This window comes from Mesobacillus thioparans (assembly GCF_965138835.1).
Lineage (GTDB): Bacteria > Bacillota > Bacilli > Bacillales > Cytobacillaceae > Mesobacillus > Mesobacillus thioparans.
In genome coordinates this window covers 1-17,515 of record NZ_CBCSFH010000018.1, presented here as the reverse complement: position 1 = coordinate 17,515, position 17,515 = coordinate 1, and the positions used below count along the sequence as shown (strand labels likewise).

Below are 17,515 nucleotides of genomic sequence, written 5' to 3'. Positions count from 1 at the left end.
GCACATACAGTTAGAAATATTATACAGCAGGGCTTTTTAAGGCGTCAACAGGTCAATGCTCTCCTCTGCGCCATTTTTCAAAAATTTCTGCCACTTCTTTTGTAAGCGGAATCTTTGCACTCGGCTTTTTCTCCTGAATCACTTTGACCCGTTTTTCAATTTTTTTGCTGATGAGATTCGTTTCATTAAGCAGCTCCCTTGCTGACTTCCGTAAGGCTCCCTGCCCAAAAATCGCCCATTGCTCGGTATAGTCAGAGGTGGCTACGTGAATTTGCGTCCTGCGGTTGCTGAGCTCGATTGCCAGTCTTTCAATCCGTTCGTCGGCTGTTTCATTTTCTTTTGTAAAAATTACTTCCACCTTGTAGTTCTTGTACTTTTTTTGTGTTCCCGATACGAAATGAGCGTCGAAAACGATGATGACGCGATAGCCGGTGTAAGCCTGGTATTCAGCCATGATTTCCACCAGCCTGTCCCTGGCCGCTGAGAGTTCTTTCTTCTTCAGGCTGACCAGTTCCGGCCATGCGCCGATGATATTGTAGCCGTCAACAAGCAGGATATCCATTCTTATTCCCCTAGCGGTTGACGTTTACGGTAAACTTCATACATCAAAAGCGCCGCGGCCACTGATGCATTCAAGGATGTGACATGTCCGACCATAGGCATGCTCAATAGGAAATCGCATTTATCGCGAATCAGCCTTCCCATGCCTTTTCCTTCGCTGCCGATTACCAGGCCGAGCGGCAAAGTGCCATCCATTTGGCGATAATCCTGTTTTGCGGATGCATCGGTTCCGGCGATCCAGATACCGCGTTCCTTCAGCTCATCGATTGTCTGCGACATATTCGTGACTCTGACAACCGGGATGTACTCGATCGCACCAGTTGACGATTTCGCGACTGTTGCTGTCAAGCCAACCGCCCGTCTCTTCGGAATGATGATGCCATGTGCGCCTGTTGCGTCTGCCGTCCTCATGATCGAGCCCAGATTATGAGGATCCTCGATTTCATCAAGCAGCAAGAAGAAAGGTGTCTCATTCTTTTTTTCAGCTGCCGCGAAAAGATCATCGAGTTCCGCATATTCGTAAGCCGCTACCTGGGCAATGACACCCTGGTGATTACCCTCTGCCAGTTGGTCGATTTTCTTTTTCGGGACGAATTGGACCATGACATTCGCTTCCCTCGCCATCCCGATGACCTGCTGCATCTGTCCGCTCTGGGAGCCTTCGGCAATCAGGATCTTATTGATGTCACGATCAGATTTCAGCGCTTCGATCACCGGATTTTTACCAATGATGTAATCCTGGTTTTCATTTTGTTCAAGCAGCTGTTCAGGTTGTTGCCTTTGCTTCATATCACGGCCTGTTCCCGGCCTTTGGCCGCGTTTTGCATCGTGTTTCTGGTCCTGGTTCCTGGCATGTTTTTTCCCTGGTTTATCGTCCGGTTTTTGCGCCAAGTTCCGCGCAGGTTTCCGGTTTTTATCGTCATCCTGCTTCTGCCTGGTGTTCCGGTTCTGTTTTTGCTTTTGTCTCTGGCTCATCTGGAACCCATCCTCCTATCTATTCTTCAGCGAGTGCGAATACTTTGGCAATCAGTTCTTCTATCCGTCTTTCATTCCCTGCCAGATGCAAAGAACCAATCAAGGCCTCAAAGGCTGTGCTGTAGCGATATGTTTGGACATCGGTATTTTTCGGGACAGAGCCTGACTTTGCATTGCGGCCCCGTCTTACAATGGCCATTTCTTCTTCCGACAGCTCATCCATTTCCATCAGCTTATGGAGGTACTTAGCCTGCGATTTTGCCGAAACATATGCGGTTGCTTCCTTGTGCAGCTGGTTTGGTCGGACCTTGCCGCTGTGCAGCAGGTGATGCCGGACATACAGTTCGTACACCGCATCACCCATATAAGCAAGCGCCAGGCTGTTCAATTGTTTTTCATCCACTCTTTTTTCATAATGCAGCATCATTTAGCCTCTTTTCCATCTGATGCCTTGAGGAGTGTCCTCGATGATGATGTTCATTTCCTTCAGCTGGTCACGGATTTCATCTGCCAGCTGGAAGTTCCTTTCCTTCCGTGCCTGTGTCCTTTTTTCAATCATCGCCTCGATTTCTTCATCCAGCAGCTCTTCATCCTTCAATGACAGACCGAGCACACCGAACAATGCTTCGAATTCATTGATGAATGACTGGATCACTTCTGCAGAAGTATTTTTTTCCATCAAGTACAGATTGGAGAGCTTCGAAAGGTCGAACAATACGGACACACCATTCGCTGTATTGAAGTCATCGTCCATTTCCTTGATGAACTGCCCGCGGAGCGCAGCGATTTTATCGAGCCATTCCTGATTGTTATCGGTCAACTCAGCGCTTGCATCCATACGGTGCTTCAGGTTCTGGTAAGAAGTCTTCAGACGTTCGAAGGCAGCCTTCGTATTTTCAAGCAGCTCCACGCTGTAGTTGATTGGATTGCGGTAATGCACCGACAGCATGAAGAACCTTAACACCTGCGGATCATGCTGCTTGATGATGTCATGGACGGTGACAAAATTGCCAAGTGATTTGGACATCTTTTCATTATCGATATTGATATAGCCATTATGCATCCAGTAGCGGGCAAACGTCTTTCCTGTCAATGCCTCTGACTGGGCGATTTCATTTTCATGGTGCGGGAATGCAAGGTCCTGGCCTCCTGCGTGGATATCGATGGTATCCCCCAGATATTCACGGGCCATTGCCGAGCACTCGATGTGCCAGCCCGGACGACCTTTGCCCCAAGGACTGTCCCAGGAAATCTCGCCTTCCTTCGCTGTTTTCCAAAGGACAAAATCAAGGGCGTCCTTCTTCTTCTCTCCGACCTGGATCCTTGCCCCGACCTTCAGTTCCTCGATCGATTGGTGGGAAAGCTTCCCGTATCCTTCGAATTCCCTCGTACGGTAATAGACATCCCCGCCAGATTCATAGGCAAAGCCTTTTTCAATCAGGGCACCGATGAAGTCGATGATCAAGTCCATTGTTTCGGTCACCCTTGGATGTGCATCGGCCTTTTTGCAGCCAAGCGCGTGGACATCCTCAAAATAGGCGTTGATGAAACGCTGGGCGATGGACGGTACGTCTTCACCCAATTCGTTTGCTGCTTTGATGAGCTTGTCATCGACATCAGTGAAATTAGAAACAAATCGGACATCATATCCGCGGAATTCAAGGTAGCGGCGCACCGTGTCGAACACAATGGCAGGACGGGCATTTCCGATATGGATATAGTTATAGACAGTAGGTCCGCAGACATACATCTTCACTTTTCCCTCTTCCAGTGGGATAAACTCTTCTTTATTGCGGGTAAGTGTATTATAAATTTTGATTCCCATTTTCCATGCCCCTTCCTTGTTTCGCAACTTCCATCTCTTCCTGTAACTTCACTAGTTCAAGTTCTTTTCTTAGTTTAACCAGTTCCATTTCGATTTCCTGGCATCGATCTGAAACAGGGTCCGGCAAATCGCGATGATTGAAGTCCTTTTTGACCCTGACCCCATCCTGTATGACGATTTTTCCCGGAATGCCGACCACAGTGGAGTTCGGCGGCACATCCTTCAGGACAACCGACCCTGCCCCGACTTTAGAATTCTCTCCAATCGTGATCGAACCTAAAACCTTCGCGCCAGTCGCAATCAACGCATTGTCCATCACCGTTGGGTGGCGCTTGCCTTTTTCCTTGCCGGTCCCTCCGAGGGTAACTCCCTGGAAAACCGTCACATTATCACCGATTTCACAAGTTTCGCCGATGACGACGCCCATCCCGTGATCGATGAAGAACCTTCTGCCAATCTTTGCTCCCGGATGGATTTCAACCCCCGTAAAAAAGCGGCTGATCTGCGAGATGGCCCTGGCGATAAAATAAAACTTGCGCTTATAGAAAGCATGCGCCAAACGATGAGACCAGATCGCATGTAATCCCGCATAAGTCAAAATCACTTCCAGCGCGCTTCTCGCAGAAGGATCTTGTTCAAACACAACTTCTATATCTTCCTTCATCATCTTAAACATGTTGAAACCCTCCTTCTTTTAAAAATCAATTGGAATTTTGCTCAGCAGTGAGCACCTTTAGAGCCGAGATTGGCTATAACCTGATTGCTTTGGCTGTATGTGACCGAAATTTTGCTGTTTCAGTCTTTTCGGGCACATGTTCTTCGTTTATGTGACCGAAATCTTACTCCTTCAGCCTTTTCGGGCACATGTTCCTCGTTTTTGTGACCGAAATCTTACTCCTTCAGCCTTTTCGGGCATATGTTCCTCGTTTTTGTGACCGTCAGCTCCTGAATCCAGCCTTTCCGGGCACATAATCCCGCCGGCCAGTACACATATAAAAAAGCGCCCCTGTCGTAGACGACAGAGACGCTTGGTATGCGCGGTTCCACTCTGTTTAGGCCGCCTTTAAACCCGGCATGGCCTCAACTTTCACCTGTTAACGGGAGGTCCCGCCCGATACTACTGTGGCCTTGTTTGCCTTTTCGTATAGGGACTCTGAGGCGCATTTCAAAAAATGAGAGGCCTGAACCACTTTCAGCCGGTGATGGTTCTCTCTAATAAGCGTCATTCTTCTACTTTTCCTCTTCAACACTTTGGTTTTATAGAATTACTCTTACTATATTACATTTTTGAATTTCTGTTAACTAAAACAGCTTAAAAAAGTTATTAGCCTAAAAGTTTCTGGACTCTTTCCTTAACCTTGTCTTTCCCGATCAATTCCATCGCAAGCATCAGGTCCGGTCCATGTGTCTGGCCTGTCGCAGCCGCGCGAACTGGCATGAACAGCTTCTGGCCTTTATGGCCGGTGCCCTTTTGGACTGCCTTCACTGCGGCCTTGATTCCATCCGCCTTGAATTCTTCAAGCTGCTCGATTTCACCAAGGAATGCTTTCAGCACTTCAGGAACCTGCTCGCCTGCAAGAACTTCTTTTGCTTCTTCATCATAGTTTACCTCATCGCGGAAAAATAAATCCGACATCTCGACGATTTCAGCTCCGAAGCTCATTTTATCATGATACAGGGATATGAGGTTGCGTACCCATGCTTCCTCTTCTGCATTACGGTTCTCGCTGACTTTTCCAGCTTTGACGAGGTGCGGCAGTGCAAGCTCGACAACCCTGTCCAAATCTGCTTTTTTCATATATTGGTTGTTCATCCAGGCAAGCTTCTGCTGGTCAAAGAGAGCCGGAGATTTTGAAAGTCTGGCAGGGTCGAAAATCTCAATGAACTCATCCTTTGAATAAATCTCCTCTTCACCTGATGGAGACCATCCAAGCAGCGTAATGAAGTTGAACAACGCTTCAGGCAGATAGCCAAGCTCCTCATACTGCTCGATGAACTGGATGATAGACTCGTCACGCTTGCTCAGCTTTTTGCGGCTTTCGTTGACGATCAGCGTCATATGGCCAAACACAGGCGGCTCCCAGCCAAGCGCTTCATAGATCACAAGCTGCTTCGGTGTATTGGAGATATGGTCATCCCCGCGAAGGACGTGGGAAATCTTCATCAAGTGGTCATCCATGACAACCGCATAGTTGTAAGTAGGTGTGCCATCTTTCTTGACGATGACAAAGTCACCCATTCCGTCTGATTCAAAGCTGACGTCGCCTTTTACCATATCATCGAACTTCAGGATCTTGCCTGCAGGCACCTTGAAACGAAGGCTCGGCTGGCGTCCTTCCTTTTCAAACTGCTCCTTCTGCTCGGCTGTCAGGTTGCGGCAGCGTCCGGAATAGTGAGGCGTCTCATTTCGTGCTGCCTGCTCCTCGCGCTCAGCTTCCAGTTCTTCCTCAGTGCAGTAGCATTTATAGGCATGGCCTTTATCCAAAAGTTCCTGATTGTATTGCTCATAAATATGGTTACGTTCCGATTGGCGGTATGGTCCATATTCGCCGCCAACATCGACGCTCTCATCCCAGTCGATCCCAAGCCACTGAAGGTACTTCAATTGGCTCTGCTCTCCGCCTTCGATATTGCGCTTTTTATCTGTATCTTCAATACGGATAATGAACTTTCCGCCTCTGTTGCGTGCGAATAGATAATTGAATAATGCTGTACGGGCATTCCCGATATGTAAATGTCCAGTCGGACTCGGAGCGTAACGCACCCGGATATCTGATGACATAGTGAATCCTCCTCTAATATAGCTGTTCATTATTGTACCATTATCGATATATAAAGCGGAAGTAGCACCGGATTTATTTCTCAGTCTGCTTCAGCAGCACGGTTGCCTGGGAAGCGATCCCTTCACCACGGCCAGGGAATCCAAGCTTTTCTGTTGTCGTTGCCTTGACGTTTACCTGATCTGTGTTTCCTTCAAGCAGTCCCGCGATCCTTTCACGCATCGCTTCGATATGCGGTGCCATCTTTGGCTGCTGGGCGATGATCGTGCAGTCGATGTTAACGAGCTCATAACCCTTTCCCTTTACAATCTTCCATACATGCTCAAGCAATTTTGCCGAATCGGCATCCTTGAATTCAGGGTCGGTATCTGGAAAATGCCGGCCGATATCCCCTTCTCCAATTGCCCCCAGGCACGCATCGGCAACGGTATGTAAAAGTACATCCGCATCCGAATGGCCAAGCAGCCCTTTTTCATACGGGATCGTGATTCCGCCGATGATCAGCGGTCGGCCCTCCGTCAATTGATGCACATCGAAACCTTGTCCAATTCTAAACATAGTGAATGACTCCTTTTAAAAGTGCTGTGATTTGAACCTCTATTAAAGACCGGATTCCTTCCGCTTGCGCAGAATTGCCTCGGCAAAATATAAATCTTCTGGTGTTGTCAGCTTAATATTATCATAGTCCCCTTCTATGATGCTCACAGGATGGGGGATGCGTTCAACCAGGCTTGATTCATCTGTCCCGATGAACTGGTCCCTCGCTGCCTTGTTATGTGCTTCGAGCAAAATAGAGGCGCGAAAAGCCTGCGGAGTCTGGACGGACCACAGACTCGAGCGTTCGACGGTTTCAGCTACCTGGTTATTGGCCGCTTTCTTGATTGTATCTTTCACGGGAACCGCCACGATCGCTCCGCCGTCCTTGCCTGCCGCATCCACAAGCTTATGAATCGTCTCGACTTTGATGAATGGACGGGCGGCATCATGCACAAGCACAATCCCATCAAGCGAACTTACTGCCAGCAGTCCGTTGTACACACTGTCCTGCCTTTCCTTTCCGCCAGTGACAAGTGAAGATACCTTATGTATACCATACTCATTCAATAACGACTTGAACTCCTGCTCATCATCGGGATGGATCGCAAGAATGATGCCCAAGCACTCTGGATCGGCTTCGAACACCTTTAGCGTATGGATGAGGATTGGGGTTGCTTCCAACTTCAGCAGCAGCTTGTTTTTCCCTGCCCCCATCCTCTTGCCCTGACCTGCAGCAGGAATAATGACCTGATAAGGCATATAGAAAACTCCTATCTAATTTGAAAAGCGCTAGCTCATAGGTTCGCCCCGACAAGCGCTGGATGACCGACCAGTGAAGTAATTCTTTTCTTCGGGGACGGACCACTGAAGCAACACGAGGGGCTAGGCACTGGAGCTAGACATTTTTCAAAGTGAAATACACATAAAGGGGCAGCCGAAGCCTGCTTCATGCGGAAGCGGGGATCAACTGCCCATAAAGGCTTGTTTTGTCATGTAAAAATTAACTGATTACGCTTTTTTCCGCGAGTTTGGGCTTCGCGAAGATCATTCTTCCTGCAGATGTCTGCAGGACACTTGTTACGAGCACATCAATGCGCTTTCCAATAAAGTCACGGCCTTCTTCGACAACAATCATCGTGCCATCATCAAGATAGGCGATACCCTGGTTATGCTCTTTTCCATCCTTGATGACCTGGATGTTCAGCTCTTCTCCAGGAAGGACGACTGGTTTGACCGCATTGGCTAGATCGTTGATATTCAGTACGGCAACCTTCTGCAGTTCACAGACTTTGTTCAGGTTGAAGTCATTTGTGACGACAACGCCATTTGTCAGCTTGGCCAGCTTCACCAGCTTGCTGTCGACTTCCTGGATGTCATCAAAATCGCCTTCATAAATTTCAACCTTGATCTTAAGTTCCTTTTGAATACGGTTAAGGATGTCCAATCCCCGTCGTCCGCGATTACGCTTCAGCACATCCGATGAATCAGCGATATGCTGCAGTTCTTCAAGGACAAACTGCGGAATGACAATCGTTCCTTCTAGGAATCCTGTCTGGCAGATATCCGCTACCCTGCCATCAATAATCACACTTGTATCGAGAATCTTCCACTCTCTTGCACGACTTTCTTTTTCCACTTCTTCTTCATTGCCCTTTTTCTTCGAACGTGAAAATAAACCAAGCAGCTCATCACGTTTTTTGAAGCCGACCTGAAATCCCAGATAACCAAACAAAAGGGTTAACAGTGTCGGGGCCACGGTATTTACGACCGGCACCTGGATGGCATTCAAAGCAAAACCGACCAAAAACGCCACGAGCAGACCAAAGAAAAGTCCCACACTGCCGAAAAGGACATCCGTGATTGGTGCCTTGATCAGCGATTCTTCAGCCCACTTCACGAAATTGGTCACAGGATCGACGGCCCAAAAAGTAAGAAGATAAAAAATAAGTGCGCCCAAAATGGCTGTTACATAAGGATTATTGATGAGGGTCATATCTCCCGCGTTCATCAATGATAATAAATCAGGAATTAAGAATATACCAAGCGTTCCCCCAATGATCAGGAAGCAGGCTTGAATGATACGTCTTAACATCCTTTCACCTCCTTTTACTCATTATAAACAACTTCCAAAATTTGAAACCCTGTATATTGAAAACATTTTCGTTTTCAATCTATTTAATATACCCAAAGTTTAATACGTTTCAACCTGTGAAAAGGTTACGTTATTTATTGGACATTTTTAAAAGAAGGCGCTGTTAAAATATTCCTCCACTCATAGAAATTCGCCAAAATCCCTATAGGAGTATCTCTTCTTTAAATTAGCATCGACACATGCCAGTGTCAATTAATAGCAGACCGCCAATGCTCTACATTACATTTGGCGGTCTGCCATTAGCTGGTCCCTGATGAGTTTAAAGCCCTCTTTGATTTTCCGCGCCCTTACTTCTCCAATACCCTCGACATCGTCCAGTTCCTCGACCGATGCAGAAATCATATTGGTGAATTTCCCAAAGCGTTTGACCAGATTTTCAATGATGATCATCGGCAGCCGAGGAATCTTATTGAGCATCCGATACCCTCTTGGACAGATGAATTCGTCCATGTGCACATATCCCTGGTGTCCGAGCATTTTCAGGATAGTAGAATCCTCTATGACACCCGACTTCGATAATTCCTGGAACCTTGTCATCACTTCGTCTGCCTTCACCTCGGGTTCTGCAGAATAATCTTTGATCACCAGCAAGGCTTCCCGTTCCATCTCAGATAAAAGCTCCTGCATCTGGAGGCGAATCAGCCGCCCCTCCATGCCAAGTTCACTCAGGTAGGTGAACAGCTCGGTCTTGATCCTCAGCACCATTTCAAACCGGTGAATGACCTGCAGCAAATCATTATAGGTGACTAGATCCTCAAATTCGAGGATTCCCAGATTGGTAATGCTCTGCTCGAGGACCACTTTATACTTCTCAAGCGTCTGGATTGCCTGGTTGGCCTTCGTTAAAATGACGCCGATTTCCTTCAATGCATAGCGCAGGTTGCCCTGGTAAAGGGTGATGACATTCCTCCGCTGGGAAATCGCGATGACAAGAGCCTTTGTCTGTCGTGCCACGCGCTCCGCCGTCCTGTGCCGCATCCCGGTTTCAGTCGACGGGACACCCGTATCCGGAGCAAGCTGGGCGTTGGCGAACAATATTTTACTGCCCGTCTCGTTAAGAATGATCGCCCCATCCATTTTCGCCAATTCATAGAGAAAGCTTGGACTGAACCTGCAGTTGATCTCAAACCCGCCATCCACAAGATTTTTCACCTTCTCATTGTAGCCAAAAACAATCAGCCCGCCTGTTTTGGCACGGAGAACATTGTCGATACCGTCCCTTAGCGGCGTACCGGGAGCAATAAACCGGAGGATTTCACCCAACGCTTTTTCTTCAAGCTCCTTTTGTTCCAATCCATCAACCCCCTAAGGTGACTTTAAGTGCATGGCTGACAGATGATACACCAATCAACTCCACTCCCCGTGGAGGAGTCCATCCGCCAAGATTATTTTCCGGTAAAATAATTCTTTCGAAACCAAGCTTCGCTGCTTCCTGGACACGCTGCTCGATCCTTGATACCCTTCGGACTTCCCCTGTGAGGCCGACCTCACCGATGATGCAATCCGAGGCACGGGTTGGCTTATCCCTGAAGCTCGATGCGATGCTTACCGCAACCGCAAGGTCAATGGCCGGTTCATCCAGCTTTACCCCTCCAGCCACCTTCAAATAAGCATCCTGGTTGGCGAGAAGCAAACCGACCCGCTTTTCCAGCACCGCCATCAACAGCGACACGCGATTATGGTCAATCCCCGTAGCCATCCGCCGCGGGTTCCCGAAACTCGTCGGTGAAATCAGCGCCTGTATTTCAACCAGGACCGGGCGGGTACCTTCCATCGAAGCGACAACCGTCGAACCGGAAGCACCCTGCGACCTTTCTTCCAAAAAGATCTCCGATGGGTTTGCCACTTCCTCAAGCCCCGCTTCTTTCATCTCAAAAATGCCCATCTCATTCGTCGAACCAAAACGGTTTTTAACCGCCCTGAGGATCCTGTATGTATGGTGCCTTTCTCCCTCGAAATAAAGAACGGTATCCACCATATGCTCAAGCAGCCTTGGACCGGCAATCGACCCTTCCTTCGTCACATGTCCGACGATGAAAATAGCAATGCCTTTTGTCTTTCCGATGCGCATCAGTTCCGCCGTACATTCCCTTACCTGTGACACACTTCCCGGCGCAGAGGTTACTTCCGGATGGAAAATCGTCTGGATTGAATCGATGATGACAAAGTCCGGATTGCTGTTTTCGATTGTCAGGCTGATTTCATGCAGATTCGTTTCCGAATAGACAAACAGATTGTCAGACGTGACTCCAAGCCTGTCAGCACGCAGCTTTGTCTGCCTCATCGATTCCTCACCTGAAATATAAAGGACAGAATGAGCCTTTTTCGCCAGCTGATAGGATACCTGGAGCAGGAGTGTCGATTTCCCGATACCCGGATCTCCGCCGATCAGGACTAGTGATCCCCTGACAACACCTCCGCCTAGCACGCGATTCAATTCATTGAGGTCCGTCTTGACCCGCGGCTCACTGACCGTTTCAATTGTAGTGATTGGAGTCGCCTTCGCCGCAACAGTGGTATTCCCTGTGTTGGCAAAAGCGCCCTTTCTTGTCGAGCCAGTGCTCTCCACTTCCTCGACCATCTTATTCCATTGTCCGCAGCCCGGACATTTCCCCATCCATTTAGGAGATTCATAGCCACATTCCTGGCACATGAATTTTGTTTTTCTTTTAGCCATTTTCTTAGCCTCTCAGTACAAATGTAGTTATCTCTATAATAATGCTTAACAAGTAATAAAAGAAATAATAGCGATTGGAGGATATATGTAATTTTTTCATGTTCACGGAAAGGCCAAAGTTAGTTATGTCCATATCCTGCTGCTCAAATTCCACCAAAACATAGTAGAAAAAAGGGGTACACGCATGTTAATACGTATACCCCTTGAGTTTCAAATGTTAAGCAAGATTAGGCCTTTGCGGATCCTTCCGGAGTCTTGACGACGAACTTGCCTTCTTCGACATCAATGACGACATTTTGCCCTGTCAGGACTGTTCCTTTCAGCAATTCTTCCGACAGCTGGTCTTCGATATGCTTCTGGATCGCCCTGCGCAATGGACGGGCGCCGTATTCCGGATCATAGCCTTCTTCAGAGATCTTCTCTTTTGCCGCATCCGTGAGCTCAAGCGAGATTTCCTGTTCTCTCAGACGCTTCACAAGCTGATCGGACATCAGTGTCACGATTTCTTTTAGATGCGGTTTTTCAAGCGCATGGAACACGATGATTTCATCGATACGGTTCAGGAATTCCGGACGGAAGGCTTTTTTCAGCTCCTCCATCACCTTGCCCTTCATATCTTTGTAATCCTGCTCTCCATCCTGGATGTTGAAGCCTACGTATTTATTGCGCTTCAACGCTTCTGCACCAACATTGGATGTCAGGATCATGATCGTGTTGCGGAAATCGACTGTGCGGCCTTTAGAATCTGTCAAACGGCCATCCTCAAGGACCTGCAGCAAAATATTAAACACATCTGGATGTGCTTTTTCGATCTCATCAAGCAGGATGACAGAATATGGCTTCCTGCGGACCTTTTCAGTCAGCTGGCCGCCTTCATCATAGCCTACATAACCTGGAGGCGAACCGACCAGACGTGATGTTGAATGCTTCTCCATATACTCGGACATATCGACACGGATCATCGCATCCTCATCGCCAAACATGGACTCAGCAAGCGCCCTCGCCAATTCCGTTTTACCAACACCTGTCGGGCCGAGGAAGATGAATGAACCAATCGGGCGTTTAGGATCTTTCAAGCCTGCACGTGCACGTCTGACAGCTTTTGATACGGCCTTGACAGCTTCATCCTGTCCAATCACACGTGAGTGAAGGATTTCTTCAAGATTCAACAGCTTATCTGTTTCCGTTTGTGCCAGCTTCGAAACAGGGATATTCGTCCAGCTGGAGACAACATTCGCGATGTCTTCAACAGTAACCTCGCTGTTTTCCTTGCCTTGCTTTTCCTTCCAGGTCTTCTTCGTATTCTCAAGCTGCTCGCGCAGACGCTGTTCTGTGTCCCGTAGTGAAGCTGCTTTTTCGAACTCCTGGCTTTGTACGGAAGCATCCTTTTCCTTGCGCACTTCCTCAAGCTTCACTTCAAGCTCCTTGAGGTTTGGCGGTGTAGTATATGAGCGCAGGCGGACCTTAGAGCCAGCCTCATCGATCAGGTCAATCGCTTTATCCGGAAGGAAACGGTCTGAAATGTAACGGTCTGACAATTTTACCGCTGCATCGATTGCTTCATCTGTGATCGATACTCTGTGGTGAGCTTCATACCGGTCACGAAGCCCTTTTAAAATTTGCACTGACTCCTCAGCCGTTGGCTCATCCACTGTGATTGGCTGGAAGCGTCTTTCTAATGCTGCATCTTTTTCGATATATTTGCGGTATTCATCCAATGTTGTCGCGCCGATACATTGGAGCTCACCACGGGCAAGTGATGGCTTCAGGATATTGGATGCATCTATCGCACCCTCCGCTCCGCCGGCACCGATCAGCGTGTGAAGCTCATCGATGAACAGAATGATATTACCGGCCTGACGGATTTCATCCATGACTTTCTTCAAGCGATCCTCAAATTCACCGCGGTATTTTGTGCCCGCAACCACTGTTCCCATATCGAGAGTCATAACACGCTTGTCACGAAGGATCTCCGGTACCTCGTTATTGACGATTTGCTGTGCCAAGCCTTCAGCGATTGCTGTTTTACCGACACCAGGTTCCCCAATCAGAACAGGATTGTTCTTTGTCCGGCGGCTTAACACTTCAATCACACGCTGGATTTCCTTGCTTCGGCCGATAACCGGATCAAGGCTGCCTTCCCTTGCGATTGCTGTTAAATCCCTCGCCAGGCTATCAAGTGTCGGAGTATTGGCATTCGCCGCACCGCCTCCCTGATGTCCGGATGTTTCATTGCTGCCAAGCAGCTGAAGGACCTGCTGGCGTGCTTTATTGAGACTGACGCCAAGATTGTTCAGCACCCTGGCTGCTACGCCCTCTCCCTCACGAATCAAGCCAAGAAGGATATGCTCTGTGCCTACATAGGAATGTCCAAGCTTTCTCGCTTCATCCATTGAAAGTTCAATCACCTTTTTGGCCCTAGGAGTATAGTGGATTGTCTGGGATGTCTCCTGGCCGCGGCCAATCAGATTTTCCACTTCCTTCTGGATTTTCTCTGCACCAAGGCCGAGACCATAAAGCGCTTTTGCTGCTATGCCCTCACCCTCACGCACAAGGCCAAGTAAGATGTGTTCTGTACCGATATTGTTATGTCCAAGGCGAATTGCCTCTTCCTGTGCGAGTGCCAATACTTTTTGTGCTCTCTCTGTAAATCGTCCAAACATCATAAGATCATCCTCCTGACTCTTCTTTTGTCTCCATTATCAATCGTTCTCTTATTAAAGCAGCTCTGCGGATATCCCGTTCATTCGGTCTTAAAGGTCCTCCCGCATATTGCTGCAAAAAACCTGGCTGAGTCAAAATCATCAATTCATTCAAAATCGATTTCGAGATATTTTTTATATAACCCATATCTATACCAAGCCTCAAATCAGACAGGCATCGTGCAGCTTCCTTTGTCTCGATGATCCTGCTGTTGGCAAGCGTCCCGTAAGAGCGAAACACTCTGTCTTCTAATTGTATGTTCGAAGTCTTCGCTAATGCTTCTCGCGCCGACCTTTCCTGAGATATTATCTGGCTGACGACACTTTTCAGATCATCCACGATATCTTCTTCCGATTTTCCAAGTGTGATCTGGTTCGATATTTGAAAAATATTGCCCAGTGCTTCACTGCCCTCGCCGTAAATACCTCTTACCACCAAACCCAGCTGGTTAATCGCCGGGACAATCCGGTTCATTTGCTGAGTCAGAACAAGTCCTGGCAGGTGCATCATCACCGATGCCCTCAGGCCAGTTCCGGCATTGGTCGGGCAGCTGGTCAGATAGCCGAATTTTTCATCAAAAGCATAATTCACATTTTCTTCAAGCCAGTCATCGATTTCATTGGCAGCCTTTAAAGCTTCTGTTAACTGGAAGCCCGGGAATAAACATTGGATCCTGATATGATCCTCTTCATTGATCATGATGCTGATCTCTTCATTTCCCGACAAGAGGACTGCACCATGGACCGCGTTTTCAGCTAAATGAGGGCTGATTAAATGCTTCTCGACCAAAACCCTTTTCTTAAGGGGCGGAATCTCATCCATTTTGATCATTTCCAGCTGTCCGAAGCCAACTGCTGAAGTTTGACTGGCACGTTCCATGATTGTGCCGATGACCGCCTCTGCCTCTCCATTGGTGAACAATGTCGGAAAATTATATTCATCAAGGTTCCGTGCAAAGCGGATACGAGAGCTAAGGACAATATCTGAATCAGGACCATCATCACTCATCCAGGAGCTGACAGCCTGATTGATGAACTTCTCCAATGACAAGGCTACTCCCCTCCCTCTTGACCTGCTGACAATTTCCTTTCAAGTTCCCTGATCTGGTCCCTCGTCCCGGCAGCTTTCTCAAATTCCTCCTCCGAGATTTGGTTCTTCAGGGTTTGCTTCAGTTGATCGATTGTCTTCCTTAAGTGAAGGTCGCCTCCGATCCTTTTCGGTATTTTCCCATTGTGCATGGAATTTCCGCTATGGAGTCTCCTGACGATCGGGGTCAATTGCTCGCGAAAAGTATCATAGCAAGTCGCACAGCCAAACCTGCCTACTTTAACAAATTGCGGAAATGTCATCGAACACTGCGGGCACTGGGCAACTTGCTCAGTCTCAAAAGCTTCCTTCTTTTGTTCAGGAAAAGCAGGCTCCATATTCAATAATCCGGCCAGCAAGCTATTGATCGAAAAAGCCGGGCCATTGTTCATCATGAACAAATCACCTTTTTCCTGTGCACACATTTCGCACAAGTGCAGTTCCGACTTTTCACCATTTGAATAATTCGTGAAGTGCAGCGTTGCCGGCCTTTGATTGCACTCTTGGCAAATCAATGCCCTCACCTCTTTGTCTGCTTGGGTATCATTTATACTTTAATGCCATCAGCATCGCCTTCAACATTCTCGCTCGCAGCTCATCACGCTGCGGCAGCTCAATATACAGGACAGATCTGTCGAGTACACTCAGCATGATTTTCGCCTCGCGTGCCGTGACTACGTCTTCCTCGACAAGCCGGTAGATGACATCTTCAGCACTGCTTTGCGAAACCCGTGTCCGAATCAAAGACAGTAAATCATCAATCAAGTGGGCATGATCATAAGCCTGGACTTTGATGATCCGGATGTATCCGCCGCCACCCCGTTTACTTTCAACAAGATAGCCACGTTCAATCGTGAATCTTGTATTGATGACATAATTGATTTGGGACGGCACGCACTGAAATTTATCGGCGATTTCACTTCGCTTGATTTCAACGATGTCCTTATCGCTCATTTCCAAGACCTGCTTAAGGTAAATTTCTATGATGTCCGATATATTCCTCACTAAACCTCCCCCAATCTGACTTTGACTATATTTGACATTAATTATACAAAAAAATTTTTTTCGATGCAATCGATGCATCTTGAATTCACTTCTCCAAAAATTATGTATGCCAAATGATGTTAATAAGGGGATTGTTGGTTATTATACCCATTTTGAGGTAAGCGGAAACTTATATAGAGAACATCAATGAAAAATTTATGATCAGGAACAGCTTAGGATTGCAGCTGGCAGAGCGAAGGGAACAATGAAACTTGAGTTACTTTTGGAAAGGGTATATAGCATATGGAATAACTGATATATCTTATTGTCTGAGGATGGCAACTGTGCCTGTATCTACTAACTTGCTAACTTGCCAAAGAAGATAATGAAGACTAAAAATGCTGATAGCCCTAGAGTTAGCAGGATCGTTGATAAACCCCTGGCCATGCTCTTCCAATTTTTTATACCAGAAAGCCCGATTAGCCCAATAAATAATGTCAGTAAAAAGGCACATAAAAGCAGGACGTGTGGATGTGCTCCAAAGATCGTGTAATCATTCGGCCCTATTGAGGAAACTACGAAAAATAGTAAAACCCAGATAATCGATAAAATGAACGACCATAAATTCAATTGGCTTGTCATGAAGACCTCCTATTCGATATTGGAGTGAGGGTTTGCTTATGATTTTATAAATTCAACAAAAGATTCATTTGTCCTTCATGAATTATAGAGACACGGGATTAATTGTCATATTCCTATGTGTAGGTTTCGATTTCGGGATGGATTATATATGGTTGCTGCTTACCAACTTTAAGACAAGTAGGAAGGGGGGGTTATTTGCTTTATGAGGTCTTCTGCTTTAACAATCTTGGCTGAAGATGTACTGGGTTCGGACAGCTTTTCCTGGTTTTCTTTCAAACCTGTCTGAAGTTGCACCTNGTTCGGACAGCTTTTCNTTGNNTTCCTCCAAACCTGTCTGAAGTTGACTCTTCTTCGGACAGCTTTTCGTTGGTTTCCTCCAAACCTGTCTGAAGTTGCACCTNGTTCGGACAGCTCTTGCTGTTTTTTCATCAAACCTGTCTGAAGTTGACTCTTNTTCGGACAGCTNNTNCTGTTTTTTCATCAAACCTGTCTGAAGTTNCACCTNGTTCGGACAGCTTTTCCTGGTTTTCCTNCAAACCTGTCTGAAGTTACACCTTGTTCGGACAGCTTTCACTGCTTTTCCTCCAAACCTG

General features: G+C 47.3%; 16 protein-coding genes and 1 other annotated feature. All 16 genes read right to left on the bottom strand.

From position 1 onward, the window contains the following. Window positions 1-52: 52 nt before the first annotated feature. A complete protein-coding gene (locus ACNAZ4_RS21130) occupies window positions 53-562 on the bottom strand; it encodes an NYN domain-containing protein (RefSeq protein ID WP_415817868.1) in 510 nt (169 codons plus the stop codon). A gap of 2 nt (window positions 563-564) precedes the next feature. Beyond that, window positions 565-1,350 carry a 23S rRNA (guanosine(2251)-2'-O)-methyltransferase RlmB gene (gene rlmB, locus ACNAZ4_RS21125; protein WP_415817958.1) on the bottom strand — a complete coding sequence of 262 codons (786 nt, stop codon included), beginning with the start codon at window positions 1,348-1,350 and terminating at the stop codon, window positions 565-567. A 205-nt stretch (window positions 1,351-1,555) separates the two neighbouring features. Further along, the gene (locus ACNAZ4_RS21120) at window positions 1,556-1,960 is read right to left on the bottom strand and encodes a Mini-ribonuclease 3 (RefSeq protein ID WP_415817956.1); all 405 of its coding nucleotides are present in this window, start codon (window positions 1,958-1,960) and stop codon (window positions 1,556-1,558) included. Between the two features lie 3 nt (window positions 1,961-1,963). Next, window positions 1,964-3,361 carry a cysteine--tRNA ligase gene (gene cysS / locus ACNAZ4_RS21115; RefSeq protein ID WP_415817866.1) on the bottom strand — a complete coding sequence of 466 codons (1,398 nt, stop codon included), beginning with the start codon at window positions 3,359-3,361 and terminating at the stop codon, window positions 1,964-1,966. Then, complete coding sequence (cysE, locus tag ACNAZ4_RS21110) at window positions 3,342-4,037, bottom strand: serine O-acetyltransferase (protein WP_415817864.1); 696 nt, start codon at window positions 4,035-4,037, stop codon at window positions 3,342-3,344. Before cysE ends, cysS begins: the two co-directional genes overlap by 20 nt. A gap of 341 nt (window positions 4,038-4,378) precedes the next feature. Beyond that, window positions 4,379-4,617, bottom strand: a binding site (T-box leader). A 68-nt stretch (window positions 4,618-4,685) separates the two neighbouring features. Beyond that, entirely contained in the window at window positions 4,686-6,143 is a 1,458-nt protein-coding gene (gene gltX, locus ACNAZ4_RS21105; RefSeq protein WP_415817861.1) for a glutamate--tRNA ligase, read from the bottom strand. Between the two features lie 73 nt (window positions 6,144-6,216). Further along, on the bottom strand, window positions 6,217-6,699 hold the full coding sequence (ispF, locus tag ACNAZ4_RS21100; protein WP_415817859.1) for a 2-C-methyl-D-erythritol 2,4-cyclodiphosphate synthase: 483 nt from the start codon (window positions 6,697-6,699) through the stop codon (window positions 6,217-6,219). A 42-nt stretch (window positions 6,700-6,741) separates the two neighbouring features. Further along, window positions 6,742-7,437 (bottom strand): 2-C-methyl-D-erythritol 4-phosphate cytidylyltransferase, encoded by a 696-nt coding sequence (ispD, locus tag ACNAZ4_RS21095; protein ID WP_415817856.1) that lies wholly within the window; start codon window positions 7,435-7,437, stop codon window positions 6,742-6,744. Window positions 7,438-7,678: 241 nt separating this feature from the next. Next, the gene (locus ACNAZ4_RS21090; protein ID WP_415817854.1) at window positions 7,679-8,770 is read right to left on the bottom strand and encodes a PIN/TRAM domain-containing protein; all 1,092 of its coding nucleotides are present in this window, start codon (window positions 8,768-8,770) and stop codon (window positions 7,679-7,681) included. Window positions 8,771-9,049: 279 nt separating this feature from the next. Continuing rightward, window positions 9,050-10,123 (bottom strand): DNA integrity scanning diadenylate cyclase DisA, encoded by a 1,074-nt coding sequence (gene disA, locus ACNAZ4_RS21085; protein ID WP_415817852.1) that lies wholly within the window; start codon window positions 10,121-10,123, stop codon window positions 9,050-9,052. Window positions 10,124-10,127: 4 nt separating this feature from the next. Then, window positions 10,128-11,507: a DNA repair protein RadA gene (gene radA, locus ACNAZ4_RS21080; protein ID WP_415817850.1), complete on the bottom strand. Its 1,380-nt coding sequence runs from the start codon at window positions 11,505-11,507 to the stop codon at window positions 10,128-10,130. Window positions 11,508-11,734: 227 nt separating this feature from the next. Further along, on the bottom strand, window positions 11,735-14,173 hold the full coding sequence (gene clpC / locus ACNAZ4_RS21075) for an ATP-dependent protease ATP-binding subunit ClpC (protein ID WP_415817848.1): 2,439 nt from the start codon (window positions 14,171-14,173) through the stop codon (window positions 11,735-11,737). Between the two features lie 4 nt (window positions 14,174-14,177). Beyond that, window positions 14,178-15,260: a protein arginine kinase gene (locus ACNAZ4_RS21070; protein ID WP_415817846.1), complete on the bottom strand. Its 1,083-nt coding sequence runs from the start codon at window positions 15,258-15,260 to the stop codon at window positions 14,178-14,180. A 2-nt stretch (window positions 15,261-15,262) separates the two neighbouring features. Beyond that, window positions 15,263-15,811, bottom strand: a complete 549-nt coding sequence (locus ACNAZ4_RS21065; protein WP_415817844.1) for a UvrB/UvrC motif-containing protein — start codon at window positions 15,809-15,811, stop codon at window positions 15,263-15,265. A gap of 28 nt (window positions 15,812-15,839) precedes the next feature. Further along, on the bottom strand, window positions 15,840-16,301 hold the full coding sequence (locus tag ACNAZ4_RS21060) for a CtsR family transcriptional regulator (RefSeq protein WP_415817842.1): 462 nt from the start codon (window positions 16,299-16,301) through the stop codon (window positions 15,840-15,842). 336 nt (window positions 16,302-16,637) lie between these two features. Next, window positions 16,638-16,922, bottom strand: coding sequence for a hypothetical protein (locus ACNAZ4_RS21055; protein ID WP_415817840.1), 285 nt, complete (start codon window positions 16,920-16,922; stop codon window positions 16,638-16,640). Between the last annotated feature and the right edge of the window lie 593 nt (window positions 16,923-17,515).